Origin of the sequence: Thioalkalivibrio sp. ALE14 (assembly GCF_000376845.1) — a bacterium.
Taxonomy (GTDB): Bacteria; Pseudomonadota; Gammaproteobacteria; order Ectothiorhodospirales; family Ectothiorhodospiraceae; genus Thioalkalivibrio.
This window is the reverse complement of the sequence record NZ_AQXY01000030.1, coordinates 101,850-116,927: the sequence shown is the minus strand read 5'-3', so window position 1 is coordinate 116,927 and position 15,078 is coordinate 101,850. Positions and strand designations below refer to the sequence as shown.

At 67.4% G+C, this 15,078-nt stretch carries 14 protein-coding genes and 1 riboswitch; of the genes, 8 read left to right on the top strand and 6 right to left on the bottom strand.

The features are described 5' to 3' along the window. The first annotated feature begins 91 nt into the window (after positions 1 to 91). On the top strand, positions 92 to 292 hold the full coding sequence (locus F572_RS0111700; RefSeq protein ID WP_017943027.1) for a hypothetical protein: 201 nt from the start codon (positions 92 to 94) through the stop codon (positions 290 to 292). A 2-nt stretch (positions 293 to 294) separates the two neighbouring features. Here the strand turns inward: F572_RS0111700 and F572_RS0111695 are convergent, their stop codons facing one another. After that, a complete protein-coding gene (locus F572_RS0111695; protein WP_017943028.1) occupies positions 295 to 828 on the bottom strand; it encodes a GNAT family N-acetyltransferase in 534 nt (177 codons plus the stop codon). Between the two features lie 131 nt (positions 829 to 959). On the opposite strand from F572_RS0111695, the gene F572_RS0111690 reads away from it, so the two are divergent. Continuing rightward, a complete protein-coding gene (locus tag F572_RS0111690) occupies positions 960 to 1,910 on the top strand; it encodes a PDC sensor domain-containing protein (RefSeq protein WP_017943029.1) in 951 nt (316 codons plus the stop codon). A 37-nt stretch (positions 1,911 to 1,947) separates the two neighbouring features. On the opposite strand, the gene F572_RS0111685 is transcribed toward F572_RS0111690, so the two are convergent. Both F572_RS0111685 and F572_RS0111680 read right to left on the bottom strand, forming a co-directional pair. Then, positions 1,948 to 2,493, bottom strand: coding sequence for a copper chaperone PCu(A)C (locus F572_RS0111685; RefSeq protein ID WP_018158466.1), 546 nt, complete (start codon positions 2,491 to 2,493; stop codon positions 1,948 to 1,950). 53 nt (positions 2,494 to 2,546) lie between these two features. Continuing rightward, positions 2,547 to 4,475 carry a TonB-dependent copper receptor gene (locus F572_RS0111680; protein WP_017943031.1) on the bottom strand — a complete coding sequence of 643 codons (1,929 nt, stop codon included), beginning with the start codon at positions 4,473 to 4,475 and terminating at the stop codon, positions 2,547 to 2,549. A gap of 295 nt (positions 4,476 to 4,770) precedes the next feature. Here F572_RS0111680 and F572_RS0111675 point away from each other — a divergent pair, with 295 nt between their 5' ends. The 3 genes from F572_RS0111675 to F572_RS0111665 all read left to right on the top strand — a co-directional run bounded on the left by F572_RS0111675 (position 4,771) and on the right by F572_RS0111665 (position 7,919). After that, positions 4,771 to 5,721 (top strand): sigma-54-dependent Fis family transcriptional regulator, encoded by a 951-nt coding sequence (locus tag F572_RS0111675; RefSeq protein ID WP_017943032.1) that lies wholly within the window; start codon positions 4,771 to 4,773, stop codon positions 5,719 to 5,721. Between the two features lie 256 nt (positions 5,722 to 5,977). Beyond that, positions 5,978 to 6,814 (top strand): PP2C family serine/threonine-protein phosphatase, encoded by an 837-nt coding sequence (locus F572_RS0111670; RefSeq protein ID WP_017943033.1) that lies wholly within the window; start codon positions 5,978 to 5,980, stop codon positions 6,812 to 6,814. A 52-nt stretch (positions 6,815 to 6,866) separates the two neighbouring features. Then, positions 6,867 to 7,919: a LysM peptidoglycan-binding domain-containing protein gene (locus F572_RS0111665; RefSeq protein ID WP_017943034.1), complete on the top strand. Its 1,053-nt coding sequence runs from the start codon at positions 6,867 to 6,869 to the stop codon at positions 7,917 to 7,919. Here F572_RS0111665 and F572_RS0111660 read toward each other — a convergent pair. Both F572_RS0111660 and F572_RS0111655 read right to left on the bottom strand, forming a co-directional pair. Then, the gene (locus tag F572_RS0111660; protein ID WP_017943035.1) at positions 7,916 to 9,613 is read right to left on the bottom strand and encodes a serine/threonine-protein kinase; all 1,698 of its coding nucleotides are present in this window, start codon (positions 9,611 to 9,613) and stop codon (positions 7,916 to 7,918) included. The genes F572_RS0111665 and F572_RS0111660 overlap by 4 nt on opposite strands. A 20-nt stretch (positions 9,614 to 9,633) precedes the next feature. Next, positions 9,634 to 10,122, bottom strand: coding sequence for an FHA domain-containing protein (locus F572_RS0111655; protein ID WP_017943036.1), 489 nt, complete (start codon positions 10,120 to 10,122; stop codon positions 9,634 to 9,636). A gap of 213 nt (positions 10,123 to 10,335) precedes the next feature. Here F572_RS0111655 and F572_RS0111650 point away from each other — a divergent pair, with 213 nt between their 5' ends. Then, complete coding sequence (locus F572_RS0111650) at positions 10,336 to 10,722, top strand: DUF5362 family protein (RefSeq protein ID WP_017943037.1); 387 nt, start codon at positions 10,336 to 10,338, stop codon at positions 10,720 to 10,722. Positions 10,723 to 10,931: 209 nt separating this feature from the next. Here the strand turns inward: F572_RS0111650 and thiC are convergent, their stop codons facing one another. Further along, the gene (gene thiC, locus F572_RS0111645) at positions 10,932 to 12,821 is read right to left on the bottom strand and encodes a phosphomethylpyrimidine synthase ThiC (RefSeq protein ID WP_017943038.1); all 1,890 of its coding nucleotides are present in this window, start codon (positions 12,819 to 12,821) and stop codon (positions 10,932 to 10,934) included. 81 nt (positions 12,822 to 12,902) lie between these two features. After that, a riboswitch (TPP riboswitch) is annotated at positions 12,903 to 13,000 on the bottom strand. Positions 13,001 to 13,099: 99 nt separating this feature from the next. On the opposite strand from thiC, the gene F572_RS0111640 reads away from it, so the two are divergent. Next, positions 13,100 to 13,780 carry a TIGR00153 family protein gene (locus F572_RS0111640; protein ID WP_017943039.1) on the top strand — a complete coding sequence of 227 codons (681 nt, stop codon included), beginning with the start codon at positions 13,100 to 13,102 and terminating at the stop codon, positions 13,778 to 13,780. Between the two features lie 40 nt (positions 13,781 to 13,820). Next, complete coding sequence (locus tag F572_RS0111635; protein ID WP_017943040.1) at positions 13,821 to 15,074, top strand: inorganic phosphate transporter; 1,254 nt, start codon at positions 13,821 to 13,823, stop codon at positions 15,072 to 15,074. The last annotated feature ends 4 nt before the right edge of the window (positions 15,075 to 15,078 follow it).

Genomic DNA, 15,078 nt, shown 5'->3' with positions numbered 1-15,078 from the left:
CCACGCGCATGGTGGCTTACCTTCAACGGGCATGACGCCGGCCCCAGCCAGCGTTAAGGTGGAAGCGTCGATTGCCCCGAAGGAGTCCGCCATGCGCCCGCTGATCCCGATGCTTCTTGCCCTGGCCAGTGCGCCGGCCCTGGCTCATCCCGGCCATGGCCATGGCGAGGGCTTCTCGCTGAGCCACTGGCTCAGCGCCCCGGAACACGCTTGGTCGCTGGGCCTGCTAGCCATGGTGATCGTCGCGGGGCGGTTTGCCCGACGGTGGCAACGTCGGCGCTCCCGGCGCTGAACTCAGGCCGCCGTGGGCGCGCCCTCCGCCGACCACCAGTAACGCTGTTCGTAGTCGCGGTCGCGATCCCGGACCGGGACCGGGACGAAGCCCATGGCCTCGAAGAACCCGGCGGCCGTGGCCTGGGCCTTGACCAGCACCCCGGCCACGCCGGCTTCGCGTGCGGCTTCGTGACAGGCCGCGACCAGTTGCCGGCCCGCCCCTTGCCCGCGTGCGGAGCGCCCGACGTAGAGCCCGTGCAGCAGGAGGCCGTCCGCGACGCCCTCCGGCAACTCCCGGGAGCCGGCCGCCTCCCAGGCCGCGACACCGACCACCTGGCCTTCGCGTTCCAGCACGATGACGTCGAGGAACATCCGGTCGGCCTCGGTATAGCGATAGGCCGGCAGGGCCAGCCGGCGCACCCGCTCCGGTAGCGGCCAGTCCTCGATGGCCTCGGCCACGAGGCGGTTGATGGCGTCGAGATCGCCGGCAAGGGCCGGACGGAGCGCGGCAGTTGAGTCAGGACCTGGAGATTGGGGCATCGATTTGCGGGGCATCGGCATGGTTCCTGCTCGGACCCTGTCGACGGGCCGAAGTGCCGTGCGGAGTCCCCGCGAAGGGCTTCACGACAACGCAATGCCCGATCGGGGATAATCCGCGTCGCACCGAAAGGAGACGACACCGCACCATGACGGAACTGAAGAAGGCGATCGAGCACCAACGCGACTACCTCGAGGACAAGCTGCAGGAGCCCCTGGCGGCGGTCGCCCGCCGTCTGTCCACGGTCTGGCCGCGCCGCGAGGAACTGGACTCGATCCTGGAAGAGGCGATCCGCCAGATCCCGGAGGCCACCTTTGTGTATGCCCTGAACACACGGGGCATCCAGCTCTCCGACAACATCTCGCGCAGCGGGGTACTGCCGGAACACTTCGGGCGCGACCGCTCCCAGCGCCCGTACATGAAGGAAGCCGTCCCCGCGGACGGCTTCCTGCTGTCGGATGCCTACATCAGCCTGCTCGGCAGGCGGCCGTCGCTGACCGCGTTGCAGCTGGTCCGCGACAGCGACGGGAATGCGCTGGGCTTTCTCGGGGCGGACTTCGACCTGCGCAACCTCCCCGACTTCTCCGAAGATCTGTACGAAGAGCCTAACGAGTGGCGCCAGATCAAGGGCGATCCGTCCATCCGCGGCACGCTGTTCCTGCAAAGCCGCACCGAAAGCCTGATGGACCAGAACATGGACACGGCCCTGGCCATCATCGAGGAGCTGTTCACCGAGCGCGGTGTGTTCCAGGGCGTGTTCCACTTCTCCAGCTCGCGCGCCACCCTGTGGACCACCGAGGACCCGTATCGCTACCGCATCCTGACCCACGAATCCCTGGGCGACCCGGACGTCTGCCTGGCCTTCCCGCACGAGCCGTACCCCGAGGAGGCCCTGATCCCGAAGAACAAGGTCGGCCCCGTGCTCGAGGGCCTGAAGGCACTGCGTTATGCCGATGAAACCGTGTACCTGCGTTCCGCCTCGATCAACCTGTTCAACGGTATGATCAGCCTGACCTTTTCCTGCGACGGCTCGCACTACATGACCTGGGACGAATTCCTCGGCCGCTCCATCGAGTTCTGGATCGGCGCCACCGGGTAGGTGTCTGCCCCCCTGGGGGTACTTGCTCCCTAACGGGTCAGTGATGGTGATGGCCACCGGCCCCATGTCCATGGCCCTGTCCATGGCCCATCCCTCCATCGGCCCGCCGGACTTCGGCCTCCACGGTGAACACCTCGCCTGAGCGGGTATGCAGCTCGATGGAGACTTCCTGGCCCTTCTGCAGGGGCTCGTGGAGGTCAATCAGCATCACGTGCAGGCCGCCCGGCTGCAGCGCAACTTCGCCACCGGCCGGAATGGTGATGGCTTCCACCTCGCGCATCCGCATCACGCCCGCGTCGTCTTCCACGTGATCATGAAGCTCGGTGACCGCCGCCACCGGCGACGACCCGGACACGATCTCGATGTCTTCTTCCGTCGTGTTGCGCAAGGCCATGTAGCCCGCAGTGCTGGGCATTCCGGGGGGCATCAGGCGCACCCAGGGTCGGTCATCGATCTCAACGCCCTCCATGCAGTCACAGAACCCCGGCTCTTCGTGGCCCTCAACATGATGGGCATGTGCACCGGATGTGGCGAACAGACCGACCACCGCGAGTGCGCAAAGCGTGCGAATGGATGTGTTCATTTCTTGCTTCCTCGTAGTGGAGCACCAACGAAACCCGTGCGCCCGATGATGGATCAGAATTCCACGGTCCAGTTGGCCCATAGCGTGCGCCCCGGCTCGTTGATGGAGCGTGTCGCGGTGCCGAGCTCGGCCTGACCGCGCTGGATATGCTCGCGGTAGCTGCGGTCGAACAGGTTGTCGATACCGAAGGTGACCCGCGAGTTTCCGAAGACCTCCATCCCGGCATAGACCGCGGCGGTGGCAAATCCGGGCGTTTCCTCGGTATCCAGGCTATAGATGGTGCCGTGATCGAGGTGGACGCGGTCCTGGCGCGCAACGCCGCGCACCTGCGCCCCGGCAAAGCGGTTCCCGGCCGCGTACTCCAGGCCCAGGGTGAGCTCGGCGGGGGGCGTCTGTGCCAGGGGCACGCCATCACTGTCATTCTGGGCGCGCACCCAGGCTGCGCTGGCGCGGGCGGTCCAGTGCTGGTGCAGCGCCCAGGCCAGGTCCAGCTCTGCGCCATAGGTGGTGGCATCGACGTTACGCGCCTCGGGGGCCTCGCGGGCGATCAGGATGTAGTCATCGAACTGACCGTAGAACACGGCCAGCGACCCGGTCAGATCGCCATGATGCACCTGTACGCCCAGATCGAGCTGGGTGAGCGTCTCGGTCTCCAGCTCGAACACGCGACGGCGTTCCCAGAAGTCGGCGGCGCGTTCGGCCCGCCCGATACCCAGGTACCCGGTGGCCGGCCAGGCCGCGAAGTCCTGTTCGACCCGCAGGAAGCCGCTCATCTGGTTGCTGCTGTCGACGCTCCCGGCCGCGGCACCACCGAACCCGTTTTCGGCCTGGGCCTCGGCCCGCGAGCGATCCATGCGCAGCCCCGTGACCAGGCGGCGGGTGTCCGTCAGCGGATACTCCAGCTCCGCGAACACGCCGGTATCGCGGAACCGGGCGGTGGCGTTGCGTGGCACGTCTCGCCAGCCGAGCGCCGCCATGCCCATCAGGCGGTTGCCGCGGTGCCGGTTACGCTGATATTCGGCCCCCGCGTGCAGCAGGGCCTCGCCCGGCAGCACGAAATCAGCGGCGAGGCGCGCCCCGGTCGTTACACGGTCGGGGTAGCTGACCATCGGCATGCCCGGTGGCTCGCGCAGCGTGAAGTTGTCCATCACGTGGTCGATTGCGTTGTAGAAGACCCGGGCCTCGATCTGGTCGAGCCAGGGTGCGAGGCGCTCTCGGGTCACGGCCAGGCTGTAGCCGGTGCGCTCGAATTGCGTGCCGTCCATGCCCCGATCGTCGTATGCGGCTTCGGCATCCGAGCGGTCCAGGGTGAACTCGACCAGGGTGTCGTCATCCGGGCGCCATCCGACAATGCCGGTGCCACTCCAGCGCGAGTACTGCGAGTGCACGGTATTGCCGTCACCATCGCGATAGTCGGACTGGTCGGACAGGGTGCCAATGCCGCGGATGTAGCCGTGCTCGTTCCCGGTCGCGATATCCGTGATTAGATCGAAGCGGTCGAAGCGACCCACGGTGATCCCCGTAAAGCCCCGGACCTCTCCGGCGGTTTCAAACTGGGGGGCCTCGCGCTCGAAGCGCACCACGCCGGCGGGGCTGGCACCATAGCGCACGCTCTGCGGTCCCTTGGTGACCTCGATATGTTCGTAGGCCTGCGGATAGACATAGGCGGTTGGCGGGTCCATCCGCCCCCCGCAGCCGCCGAGGATCGGGGCGTCGTCCAGCAGGATCGACAGGCGCGAGCCCCCCAGCCCACGCAGCTCCGGGTCTCCACTGGTGCCGCCCTTGCGGCTGACCGTGAACCCCGGGATGGAGCCGAGATAGGCGCCGCCGTCGTGGGCGGGCAGCGGCAGGCGGGGCTGGCGCGGGTCGGTGGTCACCACGCCTGGACCGGTCATGGGCGAAGCCGTGATAACCACCGGGCTCAGCCGCGGCAGTTCATCGGCTGCCAGGGGCGTAACGGCGAGTATCAGGCCCGCACCCATCAGACAGCCCGGCAAGGCGTATCGCGCTTTCATTGCATCCTGCTCCTTTGTCCATCAGGAGCCTGGACAAAGGCAAACCCCGTGCCAGCCCGCGTCGGCCCTCTCAACGCACTGTTCGGAGGAGTGTTTTGCGCGCGGTCGCTCCGTAGGAGCCTACGCCGAGGGTGTGGCAAATGCCACACCGGGCGCGGCAAAGCTCGCACTTTGACTGCTGCCGCGCCGCGTCGCATGCCTTGCCAGACGGGCCGGGTCCGGGCAGGCTTTCAGTCCTGTTAATCCGGTTAGATGTTGTCTGATGGACGTCCCTCCCGAACTGATTGGTGACTCCCCCGAACTGCAGGCGCTGATGCGGCAGGCGAATCTGGTTGCGCGTACCGACGCGACCGTATTGGTTCAGGGCGAGAGCGGAACCGGCAAGGAACGGCTGGCGCGCCGGATCCATGCGCACAGTCGGCGCAGTGCGGCACCGCTGATCAGCGTGAACTGCGCGTCCCTGCCGCCCGATCTGGTCGAGTCGGAGCTGTTCGGTCACCGTCGCGGGGCCTTCACCGGGGCACACGAGGCCCAGTCCGGCCTGATTCGTCAGGCCGATGGCGGCACCCTGCTGCTGGACGAGATCGCCGAATTGCCTCCCGGGGCACAGGCCAAGCTGCTGCGTTTTCTGGAGAGCGGCGAATGCCAGCCACTGGGGGCGGCTCGCCCCGAGAAGGTGGATGTCCGCATCATCGCCGCGACCCACCAAGACCTGAACCAGCATGTGACCGAGGGCCGGTTCCGGGCGGATCTGTTCTTTCGTCTGTTTGTGGTGCCGCTGGAAATGCCACCCTTGCGGCAGCGCCAGGGCGATGTGCGGCGTCTGGTGGAGCATTTCCGCCTGGAGCTCGCCAACGCCCATGAGCTTGAACCACCACACTTCACGCCAGAGCTGTTGCGCTGGCTCGAACGCTGGCCATGGCCCGGTAACGTGCGCGAGCTGAAGAACCTGGTCGAGCGCTGTGTGATCTTCATGGCCGGTCAGACGATCCGGCCGCAGGATCTGCCGGATTCCTGGATGCAGTCGCCGCGCGACCAAAAACACGGTCCGTGGGTGATCCCGCCCGACGGTCTGAGCCTGGAACGCCTGGAGATCGACCTGATCCGGCAGGCCCTGGAGCGTACCGCCGGCAATCGCTCGCACGCTGCCCGCCTGCTCGGGATCACACGCGACACCCTGCTGTATCGCATGAAGAAGAACGCGATTTCATAGCCCGTGCCCGACCGGCTCCCAGTGTTGTCTTCGGGTAGGTATCGGTGCTTTTACCCCTCCGGCAAACGACGTGCTCTGGGGCAGTTTATCCCCCGCTCAAACCCGGCCCACGGACCCTGCCCAGACGGGCACCTTCCATTCGGTGGGCGCGTGGTCGCGGAACTACCACCGCAAGAGCGACTAGCCACCAGCTAAAGGGCCTGGCAGGCAAATGCCGACTGCGCGATCATGGCGGGACTGCCAACCAGGAATGGCCATGGAAACCGGATACGCCAGGGAGACAGGTGGCCGCGCCGAGCAGCAGGATGCGGTGACCGTGCTGCACGGACCCGACGGGCAAACTGCGTTGCTGCTGGTGGCCGATGGCATGGGCGGCCACGAGGGCGGGGCGCAAGCCTCGCGCACGGCCGTGGCGACGGCCGAACGCCTGTGGAATCGCTGCGCGGGGCGGACCGCGGATGGCCCTGCCCTGCTGGAGAGCCTGTTCCACGAGACCCATGCGGCCCTGCTGGAACAAGGCGGTGCTGATCCGGCCCAGCGTCCCGGAACCACACTGGTGGCCCTGTACGTCACGCCGGACTCGGCCTGCTGGGCCCATTGCGGCGACAGCCGCCTGTATCACATCGAGGGGGACCGCCTGCAGGGCCGCACGCGCGACCACACACGGGTGCAGCAGCTGGTCGACCAGGGGGTGATCCGCGAGGCGGAGATGGCCACGCACCCGGAGCAGAATCGCTTGCTGCAGGGTCTGGGCGTGGTCGATCCCATACAGGTCGACCATGCCGCGGCGCCCGTGACCGCCCAGACCCGCTTCCTGCTGTGTTCCGACGGCTTCTGGGAACAGTTCGCGCCGGACGCGATCGTCGAACTGCTGGACCATCCCGATCTGGGCACCGCGACCACCGAGGCGGCCCGCGAGGCGGCGCGGCGCGCCGGGCCCGGCGGCGACAACGTGGCGCTCGCCACCTGGCGGGCGGCGCGACCCCGTGGCCGATTCTGGCGCCGGCACCTGAAGGCCCGTATCCAGCCGACGCTGGCGCTGTTGCTGCTGCTCGCCGCGGCGCTGGCGATCCTGCTGTGGCCGCTGGACTGATGCCGATCGTATACTCCGGGCGCCGCACCGCGCCCGAACCGAAGATGTTGCCATGACGCAGTTCCGCACCCTGCCTTTACGCCTCGTTCTGCTCGCCGCACTGGCCGGGCTGCTGCCCGGTTGCGCGCAGTTGCAGGGGGTATTCAACCCCGATGCGGAGGCCGAGGAGGAAACGGCGCCTGCGGAACCCCCCGCGCCCGAACCGGCAGCGGAAGAACCGGAGATCGAACGTCTCGAGATCGCCGAGATCGTGCAGCTCCTGCAGCGCGGCGAGATGGACCGGGCACAGGTCGCGCTCGACCGGATCCTCGCGGACGAGCCGCGGAACCACGCCGCCCGTCATCTGCGCGAGCAGCTTTCCGGGGATCCGCGGGCCATGCTCGGCGAGGCGCATTTCGAGCACACGGTGGAACCGGGTGAGACGCTGGCCCGACTGGCCCGCGAACACCTGGGGGATGCCAACCGATTCGTGATCCTCGCGCGGTACAACGACCTCGAGCGCCCGGACCAATTGCTGGTCGGGCAGCGGCTGCGCATCCCCCGAGACGCATCGGATCTGCCACGCGGCACCAGCGACCTGGACGATCAGCTGACCGCGCTGGATCCGGATGCCGCCCCCGGGGTGGGCGAGGACGGCCTGCGCCGGGCCCTCGAGGCCGATCTGGCCGCGGAGCGTTACGGCGCGGCCCTGGAGGTCGTGGAGCGGGCCCGGCAGCGCCCCGAGGCGGAGACGCAGTGGGCCGACTGGCTGGAGCCCCTGGCGCGCGAGGCCGAAACGGGCTACTGGTACCAGCGCGGCCTGAAGGCCCGGTCAGCCGGGGACACCGCGGAGGCGCTCGAGGCCTTCGGCGAGGTGCTCGCGCGGGACCCGCAGCATTCCGGCGCCCGCCAGTACCACGCCGAACTGGAGCAACAGCGCAAGGAGGCCCTGCATGCAGAGGCCATCGTGCGCTACCGCAACCAGGACCTGGATACCGCCATCGCGCTGTGGGACGAGGCGCTGGCGATCGACCCCGAATTCGAGGCGGCACGCGGCTACCGGCTGCGGGCACTGGAGCTCCAGCGCCGCCTGGATGCCCTCGACAACGGGAACCGCCCGAGCTAATCCGTACCCGTGCGCCGGGATGGAGCGTCCGGCAGGTCCTCGGGCGCAAGCTCCTGCGTACGGTCGCCGTCGGGAGTCGGTTCGACCGCGCTGCGGTCGGGCGACCGGTCCGCCCGACGCTTCACGCGCGCCTCCAGTGAATCCGCCATCGCGTTGTAGGCGCTGAAGACGCGTTCGAAGTCATCGTGACGCCGGGCCCGGATGCGGGTGTCCAGCCGTCCCTGCCCGATCTGGTCCAGCGCACCCCGTAATTGGTCCAGCGGCTGCTGCAGGCGCCGGGCCAGCACGTAGGCACCCAGCAGCACGGCCAGCAGGGTGACCAGTGTGAACATCACCAGGGCCATGAAGGTGGCCTCGTTCGCCGCCCGCAACGAGCCCGTGGAGAGGCCGACCTGAAGCTGTCCAATCAGGTGATCCTGGTAGCGCACCGGGGCCGCGAACAGGAACAACTCGCCGCCATCCGGTCCGGTGACCGACCAGATAGCCTGCTCGTCGCGGCGCTGGAGCAGCCGCTCCTCGGACGGCGGTTCGTAGGGCTGGCCCACCGCCTCCGGATCGCTGCTGGCCACCACCTCACCGCGGTGGTCCGCCACGTTTAGCAGGGCGATCTCGCGGTTCGCCTGCATGTCGCGCAGGCGTCCCTGGACCGCGATGGTGTCCTCCAGCAGCAGGTCTTCGGCACTCTCCACCGAAATGATTTGCGCGAGCGTCGCCCCGTAGTCGAACGCCAGGTCGGTCATCACCGCGTTCTGCTTCTGCTGGACCAGGGTCCCGCCGGCAACCAGCGTGACCGCCACCAGCACCCCCATGACCGCTGCCCAGCGCAACCGCAGGGGGACAATCCGGCGACCGCCCCCGGCACGCTCGCGCTCGGCGCGTTCCTCCTCGATGCGCTCGAGGTCCACCAGCAGCTCGCCGGCCGACTGGTAGCGCTGATCCGGGTCTTTCGCCAGCAGGCGAAGCACCAGTTCGATTAGCTCCTGCGGGCAATCGCGCACAATGACGCGCGGCGCGGGGACGGGATCCTTGACCACACGGGTCAGCAGGGTCTCGACATCATGGCCACGAAACGGGGTGGCGCCGGTGAGGAGTTCGTACAGGACCACGCCCACCGAGTACAGGTCGGCCCGTGCATCGGTCGCCTGCCCGCGGACCTGCTCGGGGGCCATGTAGTGCGGCGAACCGGCCACGTAGCCATCCTCATCGGCGCGCCAGTCGGGATCACTGAGGGTGCGGGCAATCCCGAAATCCATCACCTTGATGTTCACCGTGGCGCTGGTGACGATGATGTTTTCGGGCTTGATGTCGCGGTGCACCACGCCGTGCCGGTGCGCGTAGTCCAGGGCCTCCACCAGCTGGATGGCGATCTTCAGGACATTGCGCAGTAACAGCGGGCGGAACTGTTCCGCGAATTCCGCGAGCGTGATCCCGTCCAGCAGCTCCATCGCGATGAACGGCTGCTGGTCCGACTCGCCGACATCGAAGATGGTCACGATGCCCGGGTGCGTTAGGGTGCCCGCCGCGCGCGCCTCGGAGAGGAAGCGGCGGCGATACTCCGGGCGCCGTGCGTAGTCCGGCTGCAGGCACTTGATCGCCAGCGGGCGCCGGATATCCGGGTCGTAGCCGCGATGGATCACGGCCATGGCCCCGCGCCCGATCTCCTCGCCGACCCCGTAGCGACCGATTCGCTGCATGGAAGAGCCGGGGCCGGGCCTCAGGCCGACTCGAGCAGGATGCGCGCGATGACCGCCAGCACCAGGACCACCACGGCAATGCCCAGCCAGCGCCAGCGCCAGCGCGACCGGCGGCCGCCACCGGGACGGGCGTCGGAACCATCGTCGCGGCGCCGGAAGACGAACTCGGCACGCCCGAAGCGCACATGATCGCCGTCCTTCAGCACCGCCTCGTGGACTTTCTCGTCGTTCACCCAGGTCCCGTTGGTAGAGAGCAGGTTAACCACCCGGCATTCACCGCCATCGTTGACCAGCCAGGCGTGCTGCGAGGAAACGCTGCCCTCCTGCAGGACGATGTCGTTGTCCGCCTGACGCCCCACCGAGCGCTTGCCCGGCTTCAGCGTCAGGCGCTGCTGGCCAAACGGTTCGGAGAGCCCCACCAGGACCGGGTGCCCGCCAGGCGGTGCGTCCTCGGCTGCGCGGTCGGGGACCGCCTCTTCTTCGGGCACGGCCTGGCCCTGGAAAAGCATGGTCCCCTGCGGCCCACTGCGGCCCGCGTCCCTGCGTCGTCCCTGATCGCTCATACATCCCCCTGCTTCGCGAGCCGTGATCCGGCCCTGTTCGTCGAGCTTGCACCCGTTCGAGTATGCACGGGCCACACGCGCCAAAACAACGAATGCGTCACAGCATGAAACAGCCTGCTATGCTCCGGTCATCCGCCCATCACGACAAGGAGTCTGAACATGGAACAGGACGCAACCAGCGGAACCGACCTCCGCGGACTGATCGAACCACTCGTTCGCGGGAAGTTCTGGATGCAGCTGATCGGCATCATGCTGATCATCTCCGGCGTGCTGACCGCGCTGTCGATCATCGGGATCATCATTGCCTGGATCCCGATCTGGGCTGGCGTGGTGCTGATGCAGGCAGCCGGGGCCTCGCAGCGTGCCTTCGAAAGCGGTGATCCGGAGGCCATCAAGTACGCGCTCGGGCGCCTGCGGATCTACTTCACCATCTTCGGCGTATTGCTGCTGATCTACCTGATCCTGATGGTGCTGGGCATGGTCTTCGGAATCGGCGCCGGCCTGATGGGCGCCGGTGGCATGGGCGACTTCGGCCACATGCAGTAGCGCCCAACCGCGGCACCGTCCTTGCGGGAACCGAGAGCGGGTGGGACTTGAACCCTTCGGGATTGGCCGACCGATCCCGAAGGGCACATGCAACGGGTCCTCTCCCGTAGCGCGCACGATACGGGTCCGGTGGTCGCGGACGGCGATTGCTTCGGCGCGGTGCGCCTCGCAATGATCGTTTGGGGGACCCGGCGCGCCCGCGGGCCGGGTCAGACCTCGCGGTAGATCGTCGCGCCCTTCTCCACGAACTCCACGGCCTTTTCCTGCAGGCCCTTCTTCAGGGCCTCGTCCTCGCTGATGCCCTGGGCCGCGGCGTAGTCGCGCACGTCCTGGGTGATCTTCATCGAGCAGAAGTTGGGGCCGCACATGGAGCAGAAATGGGCGACCTTGTGCGCATCCTTGGGCAGGGTCTCGTCGTGGAATTCGCGTGCGCGCTCCGGATCCAGCGCGAGGTTGAACTGGTCCTCCCAGCGGAACTCGAAACGCGCCTTGCTCAGTGCGTTGTCCTGCAGCTGCGCGCCGGGGAAGCCCTTGGCCAGGTCGGCGGCGTGGGCGGCGATCTTGTAGGTGATGATGCCGTCGCGCACGTCCTGCTTGTTGGGCAGGCCCAGATGCTCCTTCGGCGTCACGTAGCAGAGCATCGCGGTGCCGTACCAGCCGATGTTGGCCGCGCCGATGCCGGAGGTGATGTGGTCGTAGGCCGGGGCGATATCGGTGACCAGCGGGCCGAGGGTGTAGAACGGCGCCTCGAAGCAGTCTTCCAGCTCCTTGTCGACGTTTTCCTTCACCTTCTGCAGCGGTACGTGACCGGGGCCCTCGATCATCACCTGCACGTCGTGCGCCCAGGCCTTCTGCGTCAGCTCGCCCAGGGTTTCCAGCTCGCCGAACTGCGCGGCGTCGTTGGCGTCGGCCAGGCAGCCGGGGCGCAGCCCGTCACCCAGCGAGAACGAGACGTCGAACGCCTTCATGATCTCGCAGATCTCGTCGAAACGGGTGTAGAGGAAGTTCTCCTCGTGATGCGCGAGGCACCACTTGGCCATGATCGATCCACCGCGCGAGACGATGCCGGTCACGCGATCGGCGGTCAGCGGCACGTACTGCAGGCGTACGCCGGCGTGGATGGTGAAGTAGTCCACGCCCTGTTCGGCCTGCTCGATCAGGGTGTCGCGGAACAGCTCCCAGGTCAGGTCCTCGGGCTTGCCGTCGACCTTCTCCAGCGCCTGGTAGATCGGCACGGTGCCGATCGGCACCGGCGAGTTGCGCAGGATCCACTCGCGGGTCTCGTGGATGTTCTTGCCGGTGGACAGGTCCATCAGGGTGTCGCCGCCCCAGCGCGCGGACCACACCAGCTTCTCGACCTCTTCCTCGATCGAGGAAGAGACCGCCGAGTTGCCGATGTTGGTGTTCACCTTCACGCGGAAGTTGCGGCCGATGATCATCGGCTCCAGCTCCGGGTGGTTGATGTTCGCGGGGATGATCGCGCGGCCGCGGGCGATCTCGTCGCGCACGAACTCGGGCGTGATCTCGTCAGGGATCGAGGCCCCGAACGACTCGCCGGCGTGCTGGCGCAGCAGCTTCTTGTAGCGCGGGTCGGCGCGCAGCTCCTGCAGGCGGTTGTTCTCGCGGATGGCGACGAACTCCATCTCCGGGGTGATGATGCCCTGGCGAGCGTAGTGCATCTGGGAGACGTTCGCCCCGGACTTCGCCCGGCGCGGCGGGCGGATGTGCTCGAAGCGCAGGCTGGCCAGTTCCGGGTCGGCGGCGCGGGCACGGCCGTATTCGGAGCTTGGGCCGTCCAGCCATTCGGTGTCGCCGCGCTCGTCAATCCAGCCGCCGCGCAGATCCGTCAGGCCCTGGCGCAGATCGATGGTCGCGTCCGGATCCGTGTACGGGCCCGAGGTGTCGTAAACCGGGATCGGCGGGTTCTCTTCCGGGGTGCCGGAGGTCAGCGTGGGGCTTTGTGCGACCTGGCGGAACGGCACGCGGATATCCGGGCGCGAACCCTGCACGAAGACCTTCTCGGAATTGGGGAACGGGCGCGTGACGTCGGCGGAGACCTGGGCGGTCTTGCGGGCGAAGGACTCGGGGATGGCGCTCATACGATGACCTCTGCAACTCGGGCGTGGTGGCAGAGAGATCGGAACGGGCCGGACAGACTGCGAACGGAGCGCGCGCGGACTGGAACGAGCACCGAGCTTCCCTCCGCCAGTGTGAACTGGTTCAGGTTCAAGGGGACTCTCTCAGCCCGCATCCATGGCGGGCACCCCCAGCTCTGATCCGCGAGTGTAGCGCACAGCGCGCGTCTCGACAGAACAAGTCCGCGCGAGCCGCGGTGTTTTGCGTTAGATTAGCGCTTTGTGACAATCTCCGCGCCGCCATGTCCCCCAAGAACTTCGTCTTCGAGCTGTTTGGCCGTTCCCCGGTGCGCCCGCTGCAGGCGCATATGGAGAAGGTACGTGCCTGCATCGCCGAGCTTCCCCCGTTCATGGAGGCCATGGCCCGCGACGACTGGGAGACCGCCCGCGCGCAGCAGAGGAAAATCTCGACGCTGGAGCGCGAGGCCGACCGCCTGAAGAAGGACCTGCGCCTGCACCTGCCCAAGGGCATGATGCTGGCGATGTCACGGCGCGATGTACTCGACACCCTGCTCATCCAGGACCGCATCGCCAACATGGCGAAGGATATCGCCGGGCTGATGCTGGGGCGCCAGATGCAGTTCCCCGACAACATGCGGGAGCCTCTGAAGCGCTTCCTCGACCGCAGCGTGGATGCCGTCGACCAGGCCGGCCGGGCCATCAACGAGCTGGACGAACTGGTGGAAGCGGGCTTCCGCGGCCACGAAGTGGAGGTCGTCAACGGCATCCTGACCGAGCTCGACCAGATCGAGCACGAGTCCGACGAGGCCCAGCGCGAGGTCCGCGAGATCCTGTTCGCCCAGGAGGTCGACCTGCCGCCGGTCAACGTGATCTTCATGTACCGCGTGATCGACTCGATCGGCGAGCTTGCCGACCTGGCCCAGCGTGTAGGCAGCCGCCTGCAGTTGATGCTCGCGAAGTAACCAACGGCACCCAGGCACACGCACAGGCACCGAGGACCGCATGGAATACAGCACCCTGTTGCTCGGTCTCGCAGTGATCTTCGGCCTGTTCATGGCCTGGGGCATCGGCGCCAATGACGTCGCCAATGCCATGGGCACCTCGGTGGGCTCGCGAGCCCTGACCATTCGCCAGGCGGTATTCGTCGCCGCGATCTTCGTGTTCTCCGGCGCCTGGCTGGCCGGTGGCGAGGTCACCCAGACCATCCGTAGCGGGATGGTCGACTCCAGCCTGATGGCTGACAACCCCGAGTTACTCGTTTACGGGATGCTGGCGGCGCTCGCGGCCGCCGGAACCTGGCTGATGGTGGCCTCCTATTTCGGCTGGCCAGTCTCCACCACGCATTCCATCATCGGTGCGATCGTCGGCTTTGCCGTCGTCGGGCTCGGGTTCGAGGTGGTGCGCTGGGAGCGCGTCGGCACCATCGCCATGTCCTGGGTGGTCTCGCCGATGGTCGGCGGCATGATTGCGTTCGCCCTGTTCCGCAGCGTGCAGATCCTGATCCTCGACACCGTGGATCCGCTCAAGAACGCCAAGCGCTGGGCCCCGCTGTATATCTTCCTGACGGCATTCGTGACGGCGCTGGTCACGATGTTCAAGGGCCTGACCCATGTCGGGCTGGAACTGACGACCGTTCAGGCTTACGGCCTGGCGACCCTGATCAGCGCGATTGTGGTTGTGCTCGGCGTGCTGGCGATTCGCCGCCTGCGCTTTGATCAGACCCCAGGGGAAGACGGGTCCCATTTTGCCAATGTGGAGAAGGTATTCGGGGTCCAGATGGTGGTCACCGGCTGCGCCATGGCCTTTGCACTGGGCTCCAACGACGTGGCCAATGCGGTCGGCCCGCTGGCCGCGGTCGTGGATGTGATCCAGACCGGCGATGTCAGTACCGAAACGCTGGTGCCGGTATGGGTGCTGTTGTTGGGGGGTGTCGGGATTGTGTTCGGCCTGTTCACCTACGGCCACAAGGTCATCGCGACCGTCGGCACCGGGATTACCCAGCTCACCCCCAGCCGCGGCTATGCCGCCACCGCCGCGGCGGCTGCGACCGTGGTGCTGGCCTCGGGCACCGGCCTGCCGATCTCCACCACGCACACGCTGGTCGGCGCCATCCTTGGCGTAGGCCTGGCGCGCGGGATCGCCGCGATCAACCTGGGGTTGGTGCGGATGATCTTCCTGTCGTGGATCGTGACCCTGCCCGCCGGGGCCATCCTGGCCGTGGTCTACTTCTACATCCTGCGCAGCATCCTCGGCTAAGCCC

Coding starts and splice junctions, on each gene's coding strand:
- F572_RS0111640 (WP_017943039.1), top strand. CDS start 13,100: ATGTCCCCCAAGAACTTCGTCTTCGAGCTGTTTGGCCGTTCCCCGGTG.
- F572_RS0111665 (WP_017943034.1), top strand. CDS start 6,867: ATGACGCAGTTCCGCACCCTGCCTTTACGCCTCGTTCTGCTCGCCGCA.
- F572_RS0111690 (WP_017943029.1), top strand. CDS start 960: ATGACGGAACTGAAGAAGGCGATCGAGCACCAACGCGACTACCTCGAG.
- F572_RS0111660 (WP_017943035.1), bottom strand. CDS start 9,613: ATGCAGCGAATCGGTCGCTACGGGGTCGGCGAGGAGATCGGGCGCGGG.
- thiC (WP_017943038.1), bottom strand. CDS start 12,821: ATGAGCGCCATCCCCGAGTCCTTCGCCCGCAAGACCGCCCAGGTCTCC.
- F572_RS0111635 (WP_017943040.1), top strand. CDS start 13,821: ATGGAATACAGCACCCTGTTGCTCGGTCTCGCAGTGATCTTCGGCCTG.
- F572_RS0111685 (WP_018158466.1), bottom strand. CDS start 2,493: ATGAACACATCCATTCGCACGCTTTGCGCACTCGCGGTGGTCGGTCTG.
- F572_RS0111670 (WP_017943033.1), top strand. CDS start 5,978: ATGGAAACCGGATACGCCAGGGAGACAGGTGGCCGCGCCGAGCAGCAG.
- F572_RS0111680 (WP_017943031.1), bottom strand. CDS start 4,475: ATGGGTGCGGGCCTGATACTCGCCGTTACGCCCCTGGCAGCCGATGAA.
- F572_RS0111675 (WP_017943032.1), top strand. CDS start 4,771: ATGGACGTCCCTCCCGAACTGATTGGTGACTCCCCCGAACTGCAGGCG.
- F572_RS0111650 (WP_017943037.1), top strand. CDS start 10,336: ATGGAACAGGACGCAACCAGCGGAACCGACCTCCGCGGACTGATCGAA.
- F572_RS0111700 (WP_017943027.1), top strand. CDS start 92: ATGCGCCCGCTGATCCCGATGCTTCTTGCCCTGGCCAGTGCGCCGGCC.
- F572_RS0111655 (WP_017943036.1), bottom strand. CDS start 10,122: ATGCTTTTCCAGGGCCAGGCCGTGCCCGAAGAAGAGGCGGTCCCCGAC.
- F572_RS0111695 (WP_017943028.1), bottom strand. CDS start 828: ATGCCCCGCAAATCGATGCCCCAATCTCCAGGTCCTGACTCAACTGCC.